Source organism: Paenibacillus terrae (assembly GCF_005217525.1).
GTDB lineage: Bacteria > Bacillota > Bacilli > Paenibacillales > Paenibacillaceae > Paenibacillus > Paenibacillus terrae_C.
The window spans coordinates 201,114-221,458 of sequence record NZ_PNXQ01000016.1; the positions used below are offsets into that span (position 1 = coordinate 201,114).

The following is a 20,345-nucleotide window of genomic DNA, read 5'->3' on the forward strand; positions in this document are numbered from 1 at the left end:
CGCAGTGCTTTTCAAACATCATGCATAAATAAATTCGTTTTTGCTCAAAATAGGCTTGCTTTGATCATCTCAAAGCGGATAGGGAGGGGCAACGATGAAGGATAAATTTTTGCAGGAAGAAAAGCAAGAATATACGGATGTATCTACGGTGGAGTCACAGCGAAATGATCTGGTTCTCGAAGAGTTCCCTGAAGGTCCTTACGGTTCAGCTCTGATGTCTGAATCTCTTGGAAAAAGCTCGCCGTGGCGAGTAGATCAGAGAACCGCGCATCGTTTTGATTATGAAAATCATGAGTTGCATGAGGAGGAAGTTCGGGATTATCCCGGCCAGGACGTTTATGACGAATCAGTTCCCAATAACGTGACCAAATCTTAATTCCCACAATGATTAGTCATGATATGATGTTATAAAATAGATGATAGCCTCCGGCAGGATAATCTTGCCTGGGGCTATTTTCAGTTATACTGCTCGAAAACAAACTTTTGCAAATTCCACAATATGGGGTATCATAAGCGTAACCAAAGACGAGTTTATCGAAAAGGAGAGACTTGCATGAATCCCATTTTAAATCAAATTGGTACTGTGTTTATCCCTGTCAATGACATTGAAAAAGCGCGCGATTGGTACTGCGAGATATTGGGATTGCCTGCGGATGGAGAGATTTTATTTGGACATTTGTACATCGTTCCGATGAATGGAACACGTATTGTGCTGGACAGCAAAATCTATGCCAAGAACCATACGTTTAAAACGCCGGCATTTCATTTTGATACTCATAATATTGAAGAAGCCTATGCATTTATGCAATCTAAACATGTAAATATAACGACAACCATAGAGCATGACCAATGGTTTAACTTTCAGGATCCTGACGGAAATCTGTTGATGGTATGCAAGTGTTAAATGAATAAATGGTAAGCCCTCCTAGTATACAATAATTGAAGTATTGTGTCGTTTGTTAGCCAGTCAGAGTCTCCAAACTTCTTGCCGACGTACTATCAAACAGATCTTCATATAACTGCAAAAAAAACAGGTGCAATCACCAAATTCAGTCTTCTTGGATAGTGTGAGCCAGACAGAGGCCTAATAACAATAATTATGCAATCGCTTACATTTCTATAAAATTCCGTTCTTTAAAAGGAGGGTATGTCATATGATCACATGTTAGAATCTCAGGAAGTGAAGCGTTGGAAACCAAAGCTGGCCATCATCTAGCGTAAAGGAGAGAGCTATATGTGTACCTTTATGAAAGAACGCACATGGTTATTGAAAGCATGCGAGTCGGTATTCATCGTATTTCTTACAGCAATGATTCTGTGCGGCATTCTAAGCCCAAATACAGCGAGTGCAGCAACAAGTGTTTATACCATCTCGGCTTTTACCAATAGCAGCGAGTCCAATCTGTATATCTACCAATCCTATAATGCCACGAATTATGGCCTCCTTAAAGACTCTGCATACACCCCACCGGAGGGCCTAATCCGCGATCCCAGCATCATAAAGCACACGGATGGCCTGTATTACGTGGTCTACACCACGAACTGGTCCGGCAATACGATCGGCATAGCGTCAAGCCCGGATAAGGTGAACTGGAATTTTGTCCGCAACATCCCATTATCCTTGCCTAGCGGAATCGCCCACACCTGGGCTCCCGAATGGTTCGTGGACAATAATGGCAGCTTGAATGTCATCGTGTCCCTATCGCCGGGTAACTATCAAAACTTCAGACCTTATGCCATTACGGCAGCAAACAGCAATCTTGCTTCTACGGCCTGGTCGGCTCCGGTCGAGCTTGCAGGCATTGCCCCAAATTACATCGACACTTTCATCGTTAAGACCGGATCAACTTATCATGCGTTTACAAAGAACGAAACAACCAAATACATCGAATATGCCATAGCGCCCTCTCTAACTGGCCCTTATACTTTCCAGGGCACCGGAGACTGGGCAAACTGGGGGGCTTGGGTAGAAGGTCCTGCACTGGTCCAGCTAGACAACGGAACATGGCGCATCTATTTTGACGGTTATTCCACGCAAAAATATTACTACAGCGACTCTTCTGATGGGTTCAAGACATGGACTGTGAAAAAGGAACTCCCAGGTTTGACCGGATTAGTCCGACACATGACCGTGTTAAAAGAAACCGGGCAGCCGGGTGACGTCCGAGCGCTGGAGTCTTACAATATGCAGGGCAATTATATCCGACATTACAACTATCAGGCACGGATTGATGAGAATGTCAGCCCTGTGGAAGATTCGAAATTTAGAATCGTTCCAGGCCTTGCGGATACTTCTGCCATCTCATTCGAGTCTGTCAACTTCCCAGGATATTATCTACGCCATAAAAACGATCTGATCTACCTAGAAAAAAATGATGGTAGCCGGGCCTTCACAACGGATGCCACGTTTCGACGCAAGGATGGGCTTGCTAATTCGGCCTGGACGTCGTACGCATCATACAATTATCCTGACCGATACCTGAGACATTACGATAAGCTGCTCCGTTTGGACCCGATCGTTACGACGATCGACAAATCGGATGCTACTTTCAAGGAGACCGCGGAATAATGGGGCAGGCACAGTCTTGTACACCATTGAAGTTGTAAGGGGAGCATGTACCCCCATTTACTTTATACCTATTTCAAATCCATAAAGGAGTGAACGCAATGAATTGGTTCAAGCGAATAATTGCCTTGCTGATGGCAGGCAGTCTGGTTCTGAGCATCCTCGGAACGAAAACGTCCGCCGCAGGGTCTGATACAGCCGTGGTTGATCCCTCACAGCAGTATCAGACCATTGAAGGCTGGGGGACTTCGCTTGCGTGGTGGGGGAAGGTGGTAGGCTCATATTCCAATCGGGATGAGTATGCGGAAAAAATGTTCAGCCCAACGAATGGACTCGGCTTGAACGTCATCCGTTATAACATTGGAGGGGGAGAAAATCCGTCATCCCAATACCTGGAGTACCGAAAGGCTGTTCCGGGCTATCAGCCTTCGCAAGGGGGATATGACTGGAATGCAGACGCCAACCAAAGATACATGCTTCAGGCAGCCAAATCCTACGGGGTCAACGTCTTCGAAGCGTTTGCGAACTCGGCTCCCTACTGGATGACGATCAGCGGTAGTGTATCGGGAGCTGCCAATGGCGTTAACAATCTCAAGCCGGAATATTATGATGATTTTGCCGATTATCTCACAGAGGTCGTTAAGCACTTTCACGACGAATGGGGGATATCTTTTGATACATTGACTCCGCTTAATGAACCGATCTCGACATGGTGGAAGCTCGGTAATGACCAGGAGGGAATGCATTTTGATCGAGCAGAGCAGAATGCTATACTGGGCCAAGTACAATCTTCTCTCACGGCCAAAGGGTTATCTACCAGGCTGAGTGCACCGGAGGAATACAATTTGGAGGACTCAACCAGTTCCTTTGCCGGATACAGCCCGGCTGTGAAGTCGGCCATCGCGCAGATCAATACCCATACGTATGGGGGGAGCAACCGAACGGCCCTTCGCAATGCGGCCACCTCGGACAACAAACATCTATGGACTTCCGAGTACGGGGACGGGGACGCCAGTGGACTGACGATGTCGCGGACGATCCTGAAGGACATGCGCAATATGGGCGCAAGTGCTTGGGTTTACTGGCAGGCAGTTGACAGTGCTGAGGGATGGGGATTTTTCAAGAACGTACTTAATGACACACAGACGACCAGCTACACTGTGAATCAGAAATATTATGTGATGGGCAATTATAGTAAGTTCATTCGTCCGGGGTACAAGATCATCGGTATGAGTGACGCCAATACACTTGCCGCTTACGATGCAGCTTCAGGCAAGCTAGTTCTGGTAACCACCAATTCGGAATCCACAGATACGACCGTTACGTATGATCTGAGCCGCTTTACTTCGACAGGCACGTCTGCCCAGATGTTCCGAACATCCTCCAGCGAGAATCTCAAGACACTGGCGAACATCGCGGTACAGGACAAAAAGTTAACGGTCACAGCAAAAGCGGGTTCGGTTACCACCTACGTTATATCCGGCATGGCTTACACAGGCAGCAAAGGATATGACTCCAGTGTCATCTATAAACTGGTCAACCGCAAGAGCGGTCTTGCATTGGATGTGAACGGAGCTTCGACCACGGACGGCGCATCGATCGTCCAGTGGAATGATAACGGAGGAACCAACCAGCAATGGAAGCTGGAAGCGACAGGAAAAGGTTTTTACAAGCTTCGGAACGTCGGTAGTGGCTTGCTGCTGGATGTGAACCAAAGCTCCACTCAAGGGGGCGCCTCCCTGATCCAGTGGCAGGATAACGGAAATTATAACCAGCAATGGATGCCTGTGGACGTCGGGGGCTATCTTGTTCTGGTTAACCGCAATAGTGGCCTGACGATGGATGTGAATCAGGGGGCTGTAACCGCAGGTGCGGCAGTCATTCAATGGTCCGATAATGGGGGCTCCAATCAGCAATGGAATCTCGTGAAAATAAATTAGCATTCATCAAGTGTCGAGTTCACTTTTTTACGGTATATGTGCATTATACTAATTTTGTCAGCCAAAAATATGAACCTGGAAATCAAAAGATGTTGTCAGGGGATATGAACACGTACGCATAAGAAGTCGCCATATTGGCGGCTTTTTGTTTTCAAAATTTACTTCCTTATTGTTATATCATTTTGCAATAATATTATATTTATAGGCGAAACTCATGCGAGTATAATGACATTATATTTATATATAAGAAGTGTTTATTGTGTACTAGTATTCGATTTGCATAATAATTGAAATTTATTTAAATGGAGGGAAATTTATATGAATAATAATTTATTTCAACCAAATGTAAGGGGAAAATTAAGATGGATGAATGAACCTGAGCACTGGGAGTACACCGAAGAAGATAGATTGATCATTGATGCACCGGCTAAGGTTGATTTTTTCAAGGATCCTGGGGGAAAACATGTAGCCCATTCGGCTCCTTTTCTACATCTTCAGGTTGATTCATCATTTCAGCTTACGACACAGCTTCAGGTAGACATGCGTCATCTTTATGATTCAGGATGTTTGATGTTGATGTCTGACGAGGACAATTGGGCTAAACTATGTTATGAATTTAACGGCAATGATGCTACGATTGTGTCTGTTGTAACTAAGAATGGCTCCTCCGATGATTGTAATTCTGAGCGTGTTGTGGTTGATAACCCGCATTTAAGGATCACGAAGATTGGGAAGATTATATCTTTTTACTATTCGCCTGATGGTGAGGATTGGAAGTTAGTCCGCTACTTTGGAATGGAAATTACTGATCCGTTTATAGCGGGTGCACTAGCCCAATCACCGATGGGATCAGGTTGCCGGGTCAATTTTAAATATTTAAACTTAACGATTCCCAATGAGGATAGCAGGTTTTAGGCATTTAAGAAGTCGCCATATTGGCGGCTTTTTTGTTTTCAAGAATAAGTTTCTTCTCCAAGCTTCAGGATTTGCTGGACATAGAGAGGACATTCCACTGCTTAGAAACAGCAGGAAAGTATGATTATGCTGAACCAAAGAACATAATGATGATGCCATCGGCAGATCAAAAGAGACTTGACATGTAATGCGTTACACAAATTACAGTGTAATTGTAGAACATAACAACAATCATCTCATAAAACATCATTCGTTTAAACAAGGGAGACAGAATTGTAATGAATAGAGCTACTCAAAAAATTGTGTTTATCGACATTGACGGTACACTTGTCGGTGATGACGGTATGGTGCCTGAATCGGCACAAAAAGCCTGCAAAATAGCACGCGAGAATGGCCATCTGCTTTATCTGTGCACAGGTCGTTCGAAAGCTGAAATCTACGACGCTATTTGGGATATCGGATTTGATGGTCTTATTGGAGCAGGAGGGGGATATGTAGAATCTGGAGATGAGATTCTTTATCATAAAAAAGTCACGCCTGAGGATGTTCGGCATATGGTGGATTTCTTTAATACACATGGAATTGATTTTTATCTGGAGTCCAATTCGGCTCTCTATGCTAGCCAGAATTTAAAACCTCATCTGGAAAGACGGATCTATGGAGATGTTGAGAACGACTCTGTGGCCAGAGATAAAATGGAGCGTTTCCCCCATCCATTTATCGCGGGTTTGACATATGGAGAGACTGATTTGTATAAAGACGATGTAAATAAGGTCTGCTTTCTGGAAAGCGCTGTACCCTTTGAATTTATTAAGGGAGAATTCCAGGGAAGATTTGAGGTCATCCAGTGCACCGTCCCGATCTTTGGGAAGGACAGTGGAGAAATGATGATTCCTGGTATTCACAAGGCAATCGCCATTGCTGATTTGCTGAATCATTTGAGCCTGCCCCAGGAACAGACGATTGCCATTGGAGATGGAATGAACGATGCCGAGATGCTCGAATATTGCGCCGTAGGCATTGCTATGGGCAATGCAAATCCGGGTTTGATGGAAATTGCAGATGATATTACTGACCACGTTGAGGAAGACGGACTATATAAAAGCTTTGTAAAATACGGTTTGATATCTGAATCATAACTGTGTTTTCCTCTTTGGAGGCGATTATGTAAAATTGGGACAAGGACAGGCGCCTATACTCCGTAATTGCTAGTTATTTATGATACAATCGAGATATGGAAGGGGATGGAATTGCTGGTGTATGTCGATCAGACCCTTCCTAAAAGGAGGAGTTAGCACGTGATCAAAAACATAATGAATTGGGAGACAGGCAATTGGATCAACCAGCCTTTGTCAGTCCGGCAAGAGGGCAATCATCTGAAGGTTGTACCGGAAAAGGGAAGGGATTTTTGGAAAAAGACATTATACGGTTTCGAATATGAGGATGGTGCTGCTCTGTTAGCTGACTGGCAAACAGACAACGCGGTGGAGGTGTCATTTCTGCTGACATCCTTTACAGAGCTTTATGATCAAGCAGGTATTTTATTATATCACGGACCAGCGCAGTGGATTAAAATAGGAATTGAAATCAACGATGGAGTTCCTCAACTGGCCGCAGTAGTAACGGACGGTTATTCCGATTGGTCTTTGGCTGCTGTACCGGAATGGAAGGGGGAAGAGGTTACCATTCGTGCTTCCATTATGAAGGATGCCGTGATTATTCGGGCACGCACTGAGCACCACGGATGGCGAACCATTCGTGTGGCCCGTTTCCCGTACGCTTCCGGTAATCAAGCAGGTCCCTTTGCTTGTTCGCCGACCCGAGACGGCCTGGAGGTTACTTTTACCCGCTGGGCTTTCACCGAAGCTGATCACGATTTGCATGTAGACCCTCCAGTCAAGAAGTAGAGTTGAAAAGCTTGAGGACAATTCCTCAAGCTTTTTAGTATCAATGTCTATATATCCAAAGGCAGATCCTCAACATTTTTCTTGCAGACTACATTTGTATTACTTATAATATATGAATAAGTGATCATATATTAGTTTAATTTGCAAGTCATCAGAATTTTATAGAAGAGAGGGCAGGTAGATGAGTAAGAAAAGTCACACACACCACCATAATACGGCATGCGAACATGACTGCAACCAACATCCTCAACATAATCATTCTAAAGGCAGTGAGCATTCACATGCTCACGGGCATGGGCATTCCCATAGCCACGGGCATTCTCATGGACATGGAGCGAACAAAAATGCTTTGAAGTTATCATTCTTTTTAATTGCCGGTTATATGATCATAGAGTTTATTGGTGGATTACTGACTAACAGCCTAGCGCTGTTATCTGATGCTGGGCATATGTTGAGTGATGCGGGTGCATTGGGGTTAAGTTATTTGGCGATGACCTGGGGACAACGGCAAGCGAGCAAGTCAAAGACGTTTGGCTACAAACGATTTGAAGTACTGGCTGCTTTTATTAATGGCTTAGCACTTGCTCTGATATCGATTTATATTTTCTGGGAAGCTTTCGAACGGCTTTCTGACCCGCCTGGAATCATGACTTCAGGAATGCTGATAATCGCAGTGCTTGGCTTGGTTGTCAATATAGCTGCTGCTTTTATCCTTATGAGAGGAGATACATCTGAAAATCTCAATATTCGCAGTGCCTTTTTACATGTAATAGGGGATTTGTTAGGCTCTGTAGGTGCGATTGTGGCTGCATTGCTGATTATGTTCTTTGGCTGGAATTTGGCTGATTCGATCGCCAGTATTTTGGTGGCGGTTCTGGTGATCATCAGTGCTTATCGGGTGACTCGGGACTCCATTCATATTCTGATGGAAGGTACACCCCTGAATATGAACACAGATCAAATTAAGCAATCCCTGCTTGATCTTGAGCATGTTGTTGAAGTGCATGACCTTCATGTATGGGCGTTATCATCGGATGTTCCATTGCTGAGTTGCCATATCATCATCCAAGATCCAATGTACAGCAGTGTTGTAATGGAACGGGCACAGGGGTTGTTGAAAGAGGAATACAAGATCAAGCATATTACAATACAGATGGATAGACCGGGAATCCCGTGTCATATTGAACATCATTAGCAAGAAATTCAGAAGAGATCTACGTGATGTGGATCTCTTCTGCTGATTACAAGCGGCGAGGAACCTATGCGCAAAAGGATAATGCGGGAGATCCCTGTGCGCCACGCGTGGACCTAAGCAACCGGGAATAATAAGAAATGTGAATGTGTACCGATTCCGCTCTGACATCCGGAACGCTTGTCAAGCGACGTCATCGAAAAGCTTCTTGACAGTTTGATAACATTATAGTTATCATGGACACATAAAGTCTTTGATTGATTGCCATCAATCAGGGTCTATCTCCCACATAACTATCGAAAATACTCACGCTGCTGGTGAAAACTGAACTGATCGAGTCGGATCCGGGTGCCAACGGAGGTATCGGTTGAAGGGAAGAAAGTGGATATTTCTTTTCTGCACATCATTCATGCAATGGAAGGCACTGCTTACTGTTCTGAATGCTGTGGCAGTGAAGATCCACGATTTGATTATTTGTAGATAACATATATCTGCAAAGTCTTTATAATATTCATGCAAAAAGGAGACTGAGACAATGTGCAGCGAACCCTTTACCAATGAATGGAACTCGGGAACGTATGATGATAAGCTGAATTTAGTAGCTGAGCTGGGAGGAGGGGCCTTGTTCTTACTTCAGCCCCGACCCGGGGAGCGAATCCTAGATGTGGGCTGCGGATCTGGGGACTTGACCGCCAAGATTGCAGCCGCCGGAGCAATACCTACAGGTCTCGACCTGTCGGAGGAAATGGTAAAGCGGGCCAGACAGAAGTACCCTTTTCTGAATGTTCAGGTGGAAGACGCTTGTCATTACCGGACGGATACCCCCTTTGACGCTGTGTACTCCCATGCGGTTTTGCACTGGATCAAGGATGCTGATGCTGTCGTTCGCTCTATCTGGCTGGCCCTCCGGGAGGGTGGGCGATTCGTTGCCGAATTCGCAGGTAACGGCAATGTCGCCGTTCTGACAACCGCCATGGAGCAGACGCTTGAGGCGCATGGTTATGCGTGGGCTGGAAGGAATCCGTGGTATTTTCCTACCATTGGAGAATACGCCAGCCTGCTGGAGCAGGCCGGCTTCCGTGTCACGTTGGCTCAGCACTTCGACAGACCCACTCCGCTCAGGACAGATACTGGGGTTCGGGGCTGGCTGGACAAGTTCGCCGATTATTTCTTCTTGGACGTCACCCCCGCAGACAAAGTATCCATCTACCGCGCCATTGAGGCAAAGGTTAAGCCATCCATAGACCAGGGAGGTCAATGGATGGCCGACACCAGCCGATTGCGCATCGTAGCCATCAAGGAACACACTTAAGTAGGACATATAGGGATGTACTTGATTGACCTTGAAAGGGAAGCACCCCTCTACAGCAGGAATGCTGTGGGGGTGTTTTTTTTATGGTTTATCGCCAACTCAGTCTTCTCATAGCACTCTATAGTGATTCTGATTATGACCATAAGTAGTCTAAAAGTAGCGTTCTGGGATGGATATCTCCTTGTATGACTCCGAAATGCCACCTCATCATTTGCAGTTGAATACAGAGAAAACAGGAAGAGCGATATTTTCCACCAAAATAGATAATAATATACCCCCTTTCTTGGATTTTTTATCTTTATAATGAAGACGCATCCATAACAATCAAAGGAGTTGGTATGTTTTGACACGTAACAAATGCTTAAGAAGATTGTCCACCGCCATGTTAACGGTGCCAATGCTCACGATGTTCGCTTCAGGTGCAATGGCAGAGCAGGAAATGAACGGACATAAGCCTCCGGTTTCTACTGGAAGCGGCGTGTTTTATGAAATTTATATTAATTCTTTTTATGATTCGAATGGAGACGGACACGGTGATTTGAAAGGAATTACACAAAAGCTTGATTACTTAAACGACGGCAACCCCCGTTCGGGCAAGGATCTGCAGATCAGCGGCCTCTGGCTCATGCCCCTAAATCCGTCTCCAAGCTACCATAAATACGATGTAACCGACTACTATCAGGTCGATCCACAGTATGGGAATCTGAATGATTTCCGCACCTTGATGAAAGAAGCGGACCGAAAGGGCATCAAGGTGATTATGGACCTTGTTATTAATCATTCGAGCAGTGAGCACCCTTGGTTCAAAGAGGGTAGCGTCAACCCGCAAAGCAAATACCACGACTATTACGTATGGGCGGATGAGAACACAGATCTGGAAGAAAAGGGCTCGTGGGGTCAGCAGGTATGGCATAAGAATCCGAATGGCGAAGGGTATTTCTACGGCACGTTCTGGTCGGGGATGCCGGATTTGAACTTCGACAATCCCGAAGTTCGCAAAGAAATGATCAAGGTAGGAAAATATTGGCTACAGCAAGGTGCAGATGGGTTCCGGCTCGACGCGGCAATGCACATTTTTAAAGGACAGACAAAGGAGGGGGCCGATAAAAACATCGCCTGGTGGAATGAGTTCCGTTCCGAGATGGAGAAGGTAAATCCGAATGTATATCTAGCGGGGGAGGTATGGGACAAACCGGAGACAATAGCTCCTTATTACGGACCGCTGCACTCCCTCTTTAATTTTGACCTGGGCGGAACGATTTTGAATTCCGTGAAAAACGGCCGGGATCAGGGTATCGCTACATTTGCCGAGAAAACGCTGAAACTGTACAAATCGTACAATAAAGCGGCACTCGATGCTCCGTTCCTGAGCAACCATGACCAGACTCGTGTCATGAGCGAGCTGGGAGGGGATGTGCAAAAAGCTAAGCTGGCCGCTTCCATACTTTTGACGCTTCCGGGTCAGCCGTTCCTCTATTACGGGGAAGAAATCGGCATGAAGGGAGAGAAGCCCGATGAGTATCTGCGGGAGCCTATGCGCTGGTACAAGGGAGCTGGCCCTGGTCAAACGACGTGGGAGGAACCCAAATACAACACAGGCGAAGTATCGGTGGAAGCGCAGCTGCGGGACGATGATTCCCTGCTGGAAAGCTACCACACGCTCATCCGTCTAAGGGAAGAACATGAAGCTCTCCGCAGCGACAGTCTGCAACCTATCCAAACAGGTTTTGCCAGCGTGACCGCATTTAAACGCACTTCAGGCAAAGAAACATTGTATGTATATCATAACCTGTCTGGAGAGCCGGTTACCCTGCAGATGAAAGATTTGGATAAGGGTAAGTGGAAAGTGGTCTTCTCCACCTCGAAGGATGTGAAGGTGAAGAAAGGAATGGTCACGATTCCTGCCTACAGTTCTCTGATTACTGGAGAAGACAGATAGAGCTGAACATACGCAAACTTACCGTTCAAATGAAGCGGATATATATCGACGAATCCATGTTGGGGTGTTAAGAGCACCCCATTTTTTTATATGAGTTTTGCTGCATCCGAATAGAAGATATTGAACGTCAGGAGAGCAGTTATATGTCAACACTACGCGGAGGAATGAACGGGGAACGTATTCGATTCAACTAGGCCAATTCAATGTAAAGCGCGCCCGTTAGAGTACACACAGGGCAGAATAAATGACATTCTCCAGTGTGTAGTCCAAGGGGCGTTATTTAATGCTCTCATCCATATTAAAGATCGGGCGCTTCCATATGATTATAAAGGGGATAAGCCTTCTCGTACATTTAATTTTTTGTCTTGGCAGGCAGCTACTCCTCGAACGGCAGGCTTTCTTTAATTGCCCACAGGTCGTTATAGCTGAGAATCCGGCGATCGGCTCTGGACAGGTCCTGCCGGCCCGAGCCGGGGTTGTGGAAGCCGATGCAGCGCATACCCGCACTCTTGGCTGCCTGGACACCGTTCCGTGAATCCTCAATAACGATGCAATGGGCCGGGGCAATGCCAAGCTGCTCGGCGGCGTATAGGAAGATGTCCGGTGCCGGCTTACCCTGCGATACTTCTTCTCCAGTGATTCGAATATCGAAGTAACGGCCAAGCCTTGTCTTTTCCATGATGAGATCAATCAGCTCCCGTGGAGAGGAAGAGGCCACCGCGACTGGAATCCCTCTATCTTGCAGCCAGTCCAGCCACCGCTCCAACCCGTCAATTGCCACAAGGCTCTCGTGTGCAATCATCGTCTGCATCACATTTTTCCGGTGATAGGACAGAGCCTCTTCCACTGTATTGGTGAGCTGATGTCTGTCCAGCACCTGGCGCCACATGGATTCGAGTGTCACTCCAACATAGGTGTGGTGCTCATTTTCCGTCATAGACGCACCGAAATGGGCAAAGGAGCTGCGCTCGATCTCAAAATAAATCGGTTCGCTGTCTACCAGCACTCCGTCCATATCGAAGATGACCGCCTTGACCGGAACGGACGCTAATGAGTCTCCCAAGCATTCATTATTTGGCTGCGCATCATGATGAATGGTTGTCATGTCCATTCTCCCCCTTGTTAGTATCCGGATTTAGTTACCGGAGCCGTTCGATTGCAGCACAACCTTGATCGCCTGTGAAGAAGGCTGAAGTGTCCGCTCGCTGATATTGCATCCGAGGGTCAGAAAAGCCTCACGGTAGTCTTCCAGCGGATAGGAGTGGGTAATGATTTTTTTGGCGGGAACGATCTGCTGCTCAATCAGGTAATGAGCCGTGGAGAACGTTCCCAGGGAATCAATCGAGCCAATGATTTTGAGGCTACGATCAACTACCTCTTTCGGATTGAACGTGCTTGTCCCATCTCTCAGTCCCACCAGCATCAGATATCCGCCGCTCGTAAGCTGGGACAGTACCTGTGTACCGACCACGCCTGTGGTATCCACAATCATGTCTACCTGATTTTTTAGCGGTGCCAGCTCATGAATGGCTGATTCCATTGTGGCGTGTACGGACCACCGATCAGGGGCCACGGAATCAGCTATGGCGAGCCGTTCTTCCGAGATGTCAACGAGGCAGCCTGTGACACCTTTGGAAGCAAGAGCATAACTGTACAGAATTCCAATTGGGCCTGCACCAAGAATGATGGTTGTGAAGTTCGGCAGCAGGTGAATCTGGTTGATTCCGGTCAGCATACAGCTTAGCGGTTCGGTCAGTGTTGCTTCTTCGTAGCTGATATGATCCTTCAGCTTGTACAGAAAACGATCCTCCGTCACATAATAATCGGTGAACGTCCCGTCGGCGCTGACTCCGGTCTCGGTTACGGATTTATGTGTGCAATGATTCTGTCTTCCTGTTCGGCACATATCACATTGACCACAGTAGTATGTCGGATCAATCACGACCCGGTCCCCGGGCTGCATTGAACTAACGGCTGATCCTACAGCGATTACTTCCCCCGCTGATTCGTGGCCCAGGATAGTGGACGACACGGCATGATATTTGCCACTGATGATGCCTAAATCCGTACCGCATACGCCTGTCGCCCTGATCCGGACGAGTACATCGTTATCTTTTTTAATCTCTGGGATAGGTCTTTCCTCAAGTGCGACATCCCAAGCTGATTTGTATACCAGTGCAAGCATAAATAAGTCCTCCTTTTTGCCTATTGGGCAGATAGTTAGTGAAGGGTGGCCAGAACCGCGTCAAGCCGTTTAACAATTTCGACAATCTCATCTTCTGTAGCCGTGAGGGAAGGTCTCACTTTGACCACATTGCCATAACCGTAACGGGAACCTCTGAGAATTAATTGCTGTTCGTCAAATACACGATCGATAATCCCATTGCTTTTCACTGCATCCGGGGCATCGTCCTCGTCTACAATTTCCAGTCCCCACATCAGTCCGACGCCACGAGCCTCACCAATGCAATCGTGCTTGTCGGCCATCTCCGTCAGCAAGGATCCGAGCAGGCTTCCTTTAGACCGGACGGCTTCCAGAAAACCGGGCTCGGTTACAACCTCCAGCGTGGATTTGGCTGCCGTGACCGAGATTAGATTGCTACCTGAGGTGAAGGAGTGCTCGTGCTTCTCGAGGACATTAAGCCGAGACTGCATTAATACCGCTGCTACCGGTACACCAATGCCGCCGAGACCCTTGGCGAGAGTAATGATATCTGGTTGGATATCAAACAGCTCACTTGCGAACATGTAGCCTGTCCGCCCAATCCCGGTCTGCACCTCATCAGCGATCAGGATCAGCCCGTACTCGTTGCACAGCTGACGGAGACGCTTAAAATATCCTGCAGGTGGGATGATATTGCCTCCGTTGCCCAAGATGGGTTCAATAATCATGCAGGCCACAGAGCCTGAGCTTGCATACTCAATGGCATCCGATATGGCTTCGACGCATTGATAGCCACACTTGTCAGGCGAAGAATTAAACGGGCAGCGATAGCAGTAGGGAGCAGGTAAATGCAGGGAATTTGCTGCAGCCGAGTTGGGAAATTTCCTCCGCCGGAAGGCGTTACCGGATATACCTGTTGCGAACTGGGTCTGTCCATGATGGGACAGGTACAGGCTGATTATATCGGATGCTCCGGTATATTTCTGGGCCAGCTTCACAGCGCATTCGTTCGCTGTGGAGCCGGTAATATCTCTCATCCACCCCGCGTCGATGCCGTTTGGCGTATACTTGATCAGATGATCCAGGACTTCCTCGACGTAAGGCTCGGTAAAGGATGAGGACATGTGGACAAGATTAGCGACTTGTTCCTGTACTTTGGTAACGACATGAGGGTGATTATAACCGAGCGACAGATTGAAGGTGCCGGATACGCCATCCAAATACTCCTTACCTGAATCGTCAATCAGAGTAATGCCTTTTCCGTATCTGAAGCGTTCTTTGGTTAAGGTATGCACAATACTTTCCCTCCATATCAGAATATACATTTCTCTAAGTACATCCTTATAAAGTGTACAGCCCCTGTTACAGCATAACGCGGCGGGCCTCACCTCCCCCAAGAATAAAGTGATCTCATCCTTCCTTGCCCTGATGGACAAGGGAGTCAACTACCCGGCTGCCCCTGCCATTCCACAGATGCGAGAGAATAACCCCTAGCAGCAGAATCAGGCTGAAAGCCGCCAGAATCCAGAGGGTAGCCGTCACCGACCATTCGCTCATGCTCCAGCCTGTTACATATTGAAGCACCGCGCCGCCAATTCCGCCCGACGCAATCAGAATGCTGGTCGTTCTCTCGGTCATTCCCGGAATCAGCACGTTCGCATAGACGAGGGCGATACAGAAGAGTCCGGACATGAACAACCCTGCACCAAAAATTAGAAGGTATGTAGCCCACTGGCTGGATACAAACGCCATGGCAACCAGGAAGCAGAAAGTCCCGATTGCGCTCCACAGCAGGAAAGGAATATATCCTGATGACTCTGCAATCCTTCCTGAGAACATGCGGCCGATGATCATCGCAATCCAGAGTATGCTGACACCCAGCGAGGCTACGGATTCCCGAAGCTGCAACGTCTCGATCAGAATGGAGGGCAGGAAGTTCATGAGTCCCAGTTCAAGACCCATGTAAACAAAGAAGAATACAATGAATATTCCCAGTAACACACGATGCTGTCCCGAGTACCGGGCTTGTTCGACCGATCGCTCAGAGGTTCGGAGGTCTGCTTGGGTAAGGTGAGAAGAGGCGGAAGCAGGCATGGTAAGCCAGAACAGCCCCAGAATAAACGCCAGAAGGGAGATGGTGTAGAAGGTCAGATGCCACATTCCAATCCAGATATACAGGCTTACCACCGCCGGAATGAGCAGTGCACCAAGTGCAAAATAGACATCCAGCTTGGACATGGCTACGGCTTTCTGCTCCTCGGTGAACTCAATCGTGAACGCTCCGATGGACGACTCAATGATGCCTGAGCCGAAGCCAACCCAGATGGTCATCACGATGACCCAGGTCCATGAGGGGAGTACACCCAGGAAGGCATACCCTGCCACGATACTGACCAGGGCAATAGACAGCATCGACTTGCGACCGATATGCAGTGCCATGAAGGGGGAGAGCAGAACGCCGACAAGAAATCCAGAAAACTGTAGGAACAGCAGTAATCCGCCATCGCTGTATCCTCGTCCATAGTGTGGCAGCAGTATCGGTAGTAATGCCCCAAGAACCACGCTGGTGACGCCGATTAACAGATAGAAAGCACAACTTAAAGCGAATAGTCTCTTCAAGGTCCGTCCCTCCATAAGGTTGTATTTTTATATGGGTTTTTTTTCTTTACTAGATTATACCTTTTTTATGGAAATGTATATATATATTTATATAAAAAATGCTAAAAATGATCCAAAAAATCTTACACGTATTTAACATAAATCGGCATGATCTTACGGATATTCGTCATGTTCCATGTCACTGTGATACGCACTCAGCTGTGGACAAACATACGAGAGAATTTACCTTGTTTAAGTTATCATTAGAAAGCGCCTAAATATCAGGACTCGCCGTAATATCAAGACTTATTTAAAAAACAGTAGACCAGTAGAATAAATCATAGATGGGATTCTGACCAGAAAACGATGCACCGTTGAACATACTGGCTGGTGTACACTAACACCACGGTACGATTGAATGACAGTCCAAGGGGGGATGGTTCACCTGTGGCGGAAGGTATTTATAAACGCCATACAGTCTGAAAGAGTGGATTAATTGCATGTTCACTTATAGTAGAGAGTTTTATCCTTATGGCCTATTCAAAAATCTACGCTAAAGAGGAAATATGACTGTCGGTTCCGGTGGAGAAATCATGGATGGAATGAGTAATTTATCTTTGCTTTTTTCGTTTGTAAAGGTGTTATCTTAATAAGGTAAACGTTACGATATTCCATCTGTATGAAAAGGCAACATGATTATTAATAGTCATGTATGCGGCTTTTTTGAATTTACAATAAAAGGAGTCTACCAAAATGAATTTGTATTTAGAAATTCCGGAGCTTGACAGACATTTTCCTTTCCGGAGTTTTATTAATAAAGGCGACGTGCTTTGCTATCCTCATTGGCATAAAGAAATTGAAATTATTTATGTGACCCAGGGAACCTTGGATCTGGGAATTAACGATAATTCGATACGCATGAAACAAGGTGAAGTTCAATTTATAAATGGTGGTGATGTTCATTATTTCTTGGCTTCTCCCGACAGCGAACGGGTGGTTATTCAATTTGATTTGAGCTTTTTTCAAGAGGTATTCACATTAAACGATCAGAAGCGCCCTCTTAGAGATATATTTACGGAGATGGAGCAATCAAGCTGGAACTGGCCAGAAGAAACAACTGCTAAAATGCTGCCGCTGATTCAAAGCATTTATGATGAGAACGTCGACCACCAAGAAGGTTATGCCTATATGATCAAAGCCAAACTGTTTGAGATGTTGACTCTTATTTTGCGGGAAGTGCCGAGAAGCATGACGCCTAGGCTTCCCGAAATCTCTGAAAGTACCTTAACACAATCAAAGGACATGCTTTGTAAACTGGAACGTATTTTTGAATATGTGGAATGCCATTATCATGAAACTATTTCGCTGAAGAATATAGCTGAATATATGGGTTTCAGTCCCTATTATTTCGCCAGACTGTTTAAGAAGAATACAGGGATGACCTTTATAGCATTTTTGAATGAATACAGACTGAATAAGGCCAAATGGATTTTGCTGAATGAAGACAATCCGATCACTGAGGTCGCAGAGGCTGCAGGTTTCAGCAGCGTGAAGACGTTTCATCATTTTTTTAAGGAAGCGACAGGAACATCACCATTGAAATACCGCAGGGCAATATTCGGGAATAAAACGGCAAGAACTGAGGAAGAAAGTTTTTCATGAGATTTGTATGATTGAGCTATCCAACGAAGTGAAAGGAGAGTTACGATGAAATTAAAAATTGGGATTATTGGTTGTGGGCTTATTGCAGTCGGTAAACATATGCCTGTTTTGAAGCAGATCAAGAAAAGCAAGTATGGTTGCTTTTTGCGACATTTCCCCCGAACGTGCTGAGAAGGCAAAAGCCGATTTCGGATGTGATAACTCGGTTGTATAATGTGGAAATTTTGATCGCCTCCACGGAAGCCGGAAAACACGTCTTGTGCGAGAAGCCAATGGCCAAAACGACCGAAGAAGCGCGGGCCATGATCGATGCCTCCAAACGGACCGGTAAGAAGTTGACAATCGGTTATCAAAAACGTTTCAGATAGGATTCCTTGTATTTACATAAGATTTGCGAACAACAGCAATTAGGGAAATTTATTACGCCAAGGCAAAGGCTATTCGGCGTCGTGCGGTTCCAACGCCATGACCAACCGTATATAGCGATATCAAGAAATGGAAGTGGGATAACAAACTTGTTCCCTATTTGGAAGGAAATCGGCAAGCTGGCGGAAGAGCATAGCGTGAAGATCGGCATCGAGCTGCATGGCGGATTTTTGTGCCATACACCGTATACCATTCTGAAGCTGCGAGAAGAAACCTGCGATGCGATTGGCGTAAATCTGGATCCAAGCCATTTATGGTGGCAGGGGATTGGTCCCGTAGGCGCGATCCATCATTTCCATGCAAGGATACTTATCTGGATCAGGACAACATCAACATGTATGGATTGCTGGATATGCAACCTTACGGTGATGTGCAGACCAGAGCCTGGACTTTCCGCTCTGTAGGCTGCGGTCACTGCTTGTCCGAATAGTCCGACATAATCAGCGTTTTTCGGATTTTTGTGTATAATATGTAATAAGCCTCAAACACGAAGATCCTATGATGTCCGTCGAAGGAGAATTTAATCCTGCAGTAACCATCTGCAATCGATTTTGATCCGCGAGTAACCGCTTGATATGTATTGGACTTAAATCAGAAGTGGGAGGAAATTGAAAATGGGCAATCGGATATATAATGTAGTTATTATCGGTTATGGAGGCATGGGAAGCTACCATGCTCAATTGATCGAACCTGTTCAGCAGCTTGCCATTGGCGGTGTATATGATATTGTCGATTACCGGATGGAACTGGCTGCCGCTGCCGGCTATAAAACCTACGAAAGTCTGGATGCCGTTCTGACCGATCAGGCCGTGGATATTGTTTTGATAGCAACGCCTAATGACGTTCATAAAGAAATAGCGATCCAAGCACTGCAAGCCGGAAAACATGTCATTTGCGAAAAGCCGGTTACGATAACGAGCGCGGATTTTTCGGAAATTGTCGAGGTGGCGAAGAAAGAAAACCGCGTGTTTACGGTACATCAGAACCGCCGATGGGATGAAGACTTCCAAATTATCAAAGATATGATCGGCAAGAAGACCGTGGGCGAGCTTTTCCAACTGGAATCGCGGGTTCAGGGGGCTAACGGCATTCCAGGTGACTGGCGGCAACTGAAGGCGTACGGTGGAGGAATGCTACTGGATTGGGGAGTGCATCTGTTGGACCAGCTGCTTCAGATTACGGACAGCCAAATAGAAAGCGTAGCTGCTAAGTTAAGCTATATTTTGGGAACTGAAGTGGATGACGGCTTTACCAGCTTTATTGAGTTCAAGGACGGCCTGACAGCGGTCATTGAAGTGGGTACGACCAATTACGTAAAGCTGCCGCGTTGGTATATTAAAGGAACCGAGGGTACCGCAGTGATCAGGGATTGGGACTTGAGCGGAGAGATTGTCACCCGAAATCCGGATGTTGCTCATGTGGAACCAAAACCGATTCAAGCAGGTCAAGGATTGACGAAAACGATGGCGCCGCCGTCAGAGGAATCCACTCTGAAGTTCCCGATTGAGAAAATACCTGTGGCAGCAGAAAGCTTTTATGAAAATTTTGTCTCCGCCATCGAAGGAAAAGCGGAGCTTGCGATCAAAAGCGAAGAAGTGCATCGTGTGCTGGTACTGATTGAGACGATTTTTGAGGCGGCAGCAACCAAAAGCGTGATTCGAAGAACGATTTAAATCAGCTCTATTTTCGATTCGCCATAAGTGAGATATATAGGATCCTATATT

Annotated in this window: 16 protein-coding genes and 2 pseudogenes; 14 read left to right on the forward strand and 4 right to left on the reverse strand. The window is 46.4% G+C overall.

The features are described 5' to 3' along the window. Positions 1–94 precede the first annotated feature (94 nt). From C1I60_RS18515 to C1I60_RS18560, 10 genes are all read left to right on the forward strand, one after another. Positions 95–376 (forward strand): hypothetical protein, encoded by a 282-nt coding sequence (locus C1I60_RS18515; protein WP_137063069.1) that lies wholly within the window; start codon positions 95–97, stop codon positions 374–376. 177 nt (positions 377–553) lie between these two features. After that, a complete protein-coding gene (locus C1I60_RS18520) occupies positions 554–904 on the forward strand; it encodes a VOC family protein (RefSeq protein ID WP_137063070.1) in 351 nt (116 codons plus the stop codon). Between the two features lie 330 nt (positions 905–1,234). Continuing rightward, on the forward strand, positions 1,235–2,569 hold the full coding sequence (locus C1I60_RS18525) for a glycoside hydrolase family 43 protein (protein WP_137063071.1): 1,335 nt from the start codon (positions 1,235–1,237) through the stop codon (positions 2,567–2,569). A 98-nt stretch (positions 2,570–2,667) separates the two neighbouring features. Then, on the forward strand, positions 2,668–4,506 hold the full coding sequence (locus C1I60_RS18530; RefSeq protein ID WP_137063072.1) for an RICIN domain-containing protein: 1,839 nt from the start codon (positions 2,668–2,670) through the stop codon (positions 4,504–4,506). 318 nt (positions 4,507–4,824) lie between these two features. Beyond that, on the forward strand, positions 4,825–5,421 hold the full coding sequence (locus tag C1I60_RS18535) for a DUF1349 domain-containing protein (protein WP_137063073.1): 597 nt from the start codon (positions 4,825–4,827) through the stop codon (positions 5,419–5,421). A gap of 278 nt (positions 5,422–5,699) precedes the next feature. Continuing rightward, the gene (locus C1I60_RS18540; RefSeq protein WP_137063074.1) at positions 5,700–6,560 is read left to right on the forward strand and encodes a Cof-type HAD-IIB family hydrolase; all 861 of its coding nucleotides are present in this window, start codon (positions 5,700–5,702) and stop codon (positions 6,558–6,560) included. A gap of 174 nt (positions 6,561–6,734) precedes the next feature. Next, positions 6,735–7,328, forward strand: coding sequence for a DUF1349 domain-containing protein (locus tag C1I60_RS18545; RefSeq protein ID WP_434784423.1), 594 nt, complete (start codon positions 6,735–6,737; stop codon positions 7,326–7,328). A 181-nt stretch (positions 7,329–7,509) separates the two neighbouring features. Further along, positions 7,510–8,523 carry a cation diffusion facilitator family transporter gene (locus C1I60_RS18550; RefSeq protein ID WP_137063076.1) on the forward strand — a complete coding sequence of 338 codons (1,014 nt, stop codon included), beginning with the start codon at positions 7,510–7,512 and terminating at the stop codon, positions 8,521–8,523. Between the two features lie 532 nt (positions 8,524–9,055). Further along, a complete protein-coding gene (locus C1I60_RS18555) occupies positions 9,056–9,832 on the forward strand; it encodes a class I SAM-dependent methyltransferase (RefSeq protein ID WP_137063077.1) in 777 nt (258 codons plus the stop codon). A 343-nt stretch (positions 9,833–10,175) separates the two neighbouring features. Then, positions 10,176–11,771 (forward strand): alpha-amylase family glycosyl hydrolase, encoded by a 1,596-nt coding sequence (locus C1I60_RS18560; protein ID WP_137063078.1) that lies wholly within the window; start codon positions 10,176–10,178, stop codon positions 11,769–11,771. Positions 11,772–12,147: 376 nt separating this feature from the next. On the opposite strand, the gene C1I60_RS18565 is transcribed toward C1I60_RS18560, so the two are convergent. The 4 genes from C1I60_RS18565 to C1I60_RS18580 all read right to left on the reverse strand — a co-directional run bounded on the left by C1I60_RS18565 (position 12,148) and on the right by C1I60_RS18580 (position 16,554). After that, positions 12,148–12,876, reverse strand: coding sequence for an HAD family hydrolase (locus C1I60_RS18565; protein ID WP_137063079.1), 729 nt, complete (start codon positions 12,874–12,876; stop codon positions 12,148–12,150). Between the two features lie 30 nt (positions 12,877–12,906). Further along, the gene (locus tag C1I60_RS18570; protein WP_137063080.1) at positions 12,907–13,956 is read right to left on the reverse strand and encodes a zinc-dependent alcohol dehydrogenase; all 1,050 of its coding nucleotides are present in this window, start codon (positions 13,954–13,956) and stop codon (positions 12,907–12,909) included. A gap of 35 nt (positions 13,957–13,991) precedes the next feature. Further along, on the reverse strand, positions 13,992–15,230 hold the full coding sequence (locus C1I60_RS18575; RefSeq protein ID WP_137063081.1) for an aspartate aminotransferase family protein: 1,239 nt from the start codon (positions 15,228–15,230) through the stop codon (positions 13,992–13,994). A gap of 115 nt (positions 15,231–15,345) precedes the next feature. Then, on the reverse strand, positions 15,346–16,554 hold the full coding sequence (locus C1I60_RS18580; protein WP_137063082.1) for an MFS transporter: 1,209 nt from the start codon (positions 16,552–16,554) through the stop codon (positions 15,346–15,348). A gap of 732 nt (positions 16,555–17,286) precedes the next feature. Between C1I60_RS18580 and C1I60_RS18585 the strand changes: the two genes are divergently transcribed. The 4 genes and pseudogenes from C1I60_RS18585 to C1I60_RS18600 all read left to right on the forward strand — a co-directional run bounded on the left by C1I60_RS18585 (position 17,287) and on the right by C1I60_RS18600 (position 20,294). Next, positions 17,287–18,195, forward strand: a complete 909-nt coding sequence (locus C1I60_RS18585) for an AraC family transcriptional regulator (protein ID WP_137063083.1) — start codon at positions 17,287–17,289, stop codon at positions 18,193–18,195. A 45-nt stretch (positions 18,196–18,240) separates the two neighbouring features. After that, a pseudogene (locus C1I60_RS26455) lies at positions 18,241–18,658 on the forward strand (Gfo/Idh/MocA family protein); the annotation flags it as partial. Between the two features lie 6 nt (positions 18,659–18,664). Further along, positions 18,665–19,187, forward strand: a pseudogene (locus C1I60_RS26460) (sugar phosphate isomerase/epimerase family protein); the annotation flags it as partial. A gap of 48 nt (positions 19,188–19,235) precedes the next feature. Next, positions 19,236–20,294: a Gfo/Idh/MocA family protein gene (locus C1I60_RS18600; RefSeq protein WP_252361776.1), complete on the forward strand. Its 1,059-nt coding sequence runs from the start codon at positions 19,236–19,238 to the stop codon at positions 20,292–20,294. Positions 20,295–20,345: the final 51 nt, after the last annotated feature.

Coding starts and splice junctions, on each gene's coding strand:
- C1I60_RS18535 (WP_137063073.1), top strand. CDS start 4,825: ATGAATAATAATTTATTTCAACCAAATGTAAGGGGAAAATTAAGATGG.
- C1I60_RS18520 (WP_137063070.1), top strand. CDS start 554: ATGAATCCCATTTTAAATCAAATTGGTACTGTGTTTATCCCTGTCAAT.
- C1I60_RS18585 (WP_137063083.1), top strand. CDS start 17,287: ATGAATTTGTATTTAGAAATTCCGGAGCTTGACAGACATTTTCCTTTC.
- C1I60_RS18540 (WP_137063074.1), top strand. CDS start 5,700: ATGAATAGAGCTACTCAAAAAATTGTGTTTATCGACATTGACGGTACA.
- C1I60_RS18565 (WP_137063079.1), bottom strand. CDS start 12,876: ATGACAACCATTCATCATGATGCGCAGCCAAATAATGAATGCTTGGGA.
- C1I60_RS18525 (WP_137063071.1), top strand. CDS start 1,235: ATGTGTACCTTTATGAAAGAACGCACATGGTTATTGAAAGCATGCGAG.
- C1I60_RS18515 (WP_137063069.1), top strand. CDS start 95: ATGAAGGATAAATTTTTGCAGGAAGAAAAGCAAGAATATACGGATGTA.
- C1I60_RS18555 (WP_137063077.1), top strand. CDS start 9,056: ATGTGCAGCGAACCCTTTACCAATGAATGGAACTCGGGAACGTATGAT.
- C1I60_RS18550 (WP_137063076.1), top strand. CDS start 7,510: ATGAGTAAGAAAAGTCACACACACCACCATAATACGGCATGCGAACAT.
- C1I60_RS18570 (WP_137063080.1), bottom strand. CDS start 13,956: ATGCTTGCACTGGTATACAAATCAGCTTGGGATGTCGCACTTGAGGAA.
- C1I60_RS18600 (WP_252361776.1), top strand. CDS start 19,236: ATGGGCAATCGGATATATAATGTAGTTATTATCGGTTATGGAGGCATG.
- C1I60_RS18545 (WP_434784423.1), top strand. CDS start 6,735: ATGAATTGGGAGACAGGCAATTGGATCAACCAGCCTTTGTCAGTCCGG.
- C1I60_RS18530 (WP_137063072.1), top strand. CDS start 2,668: ATGAATTGGTTCAAGCGAATAATTGCCTTGCTGATGGCAGGCAGTCTG.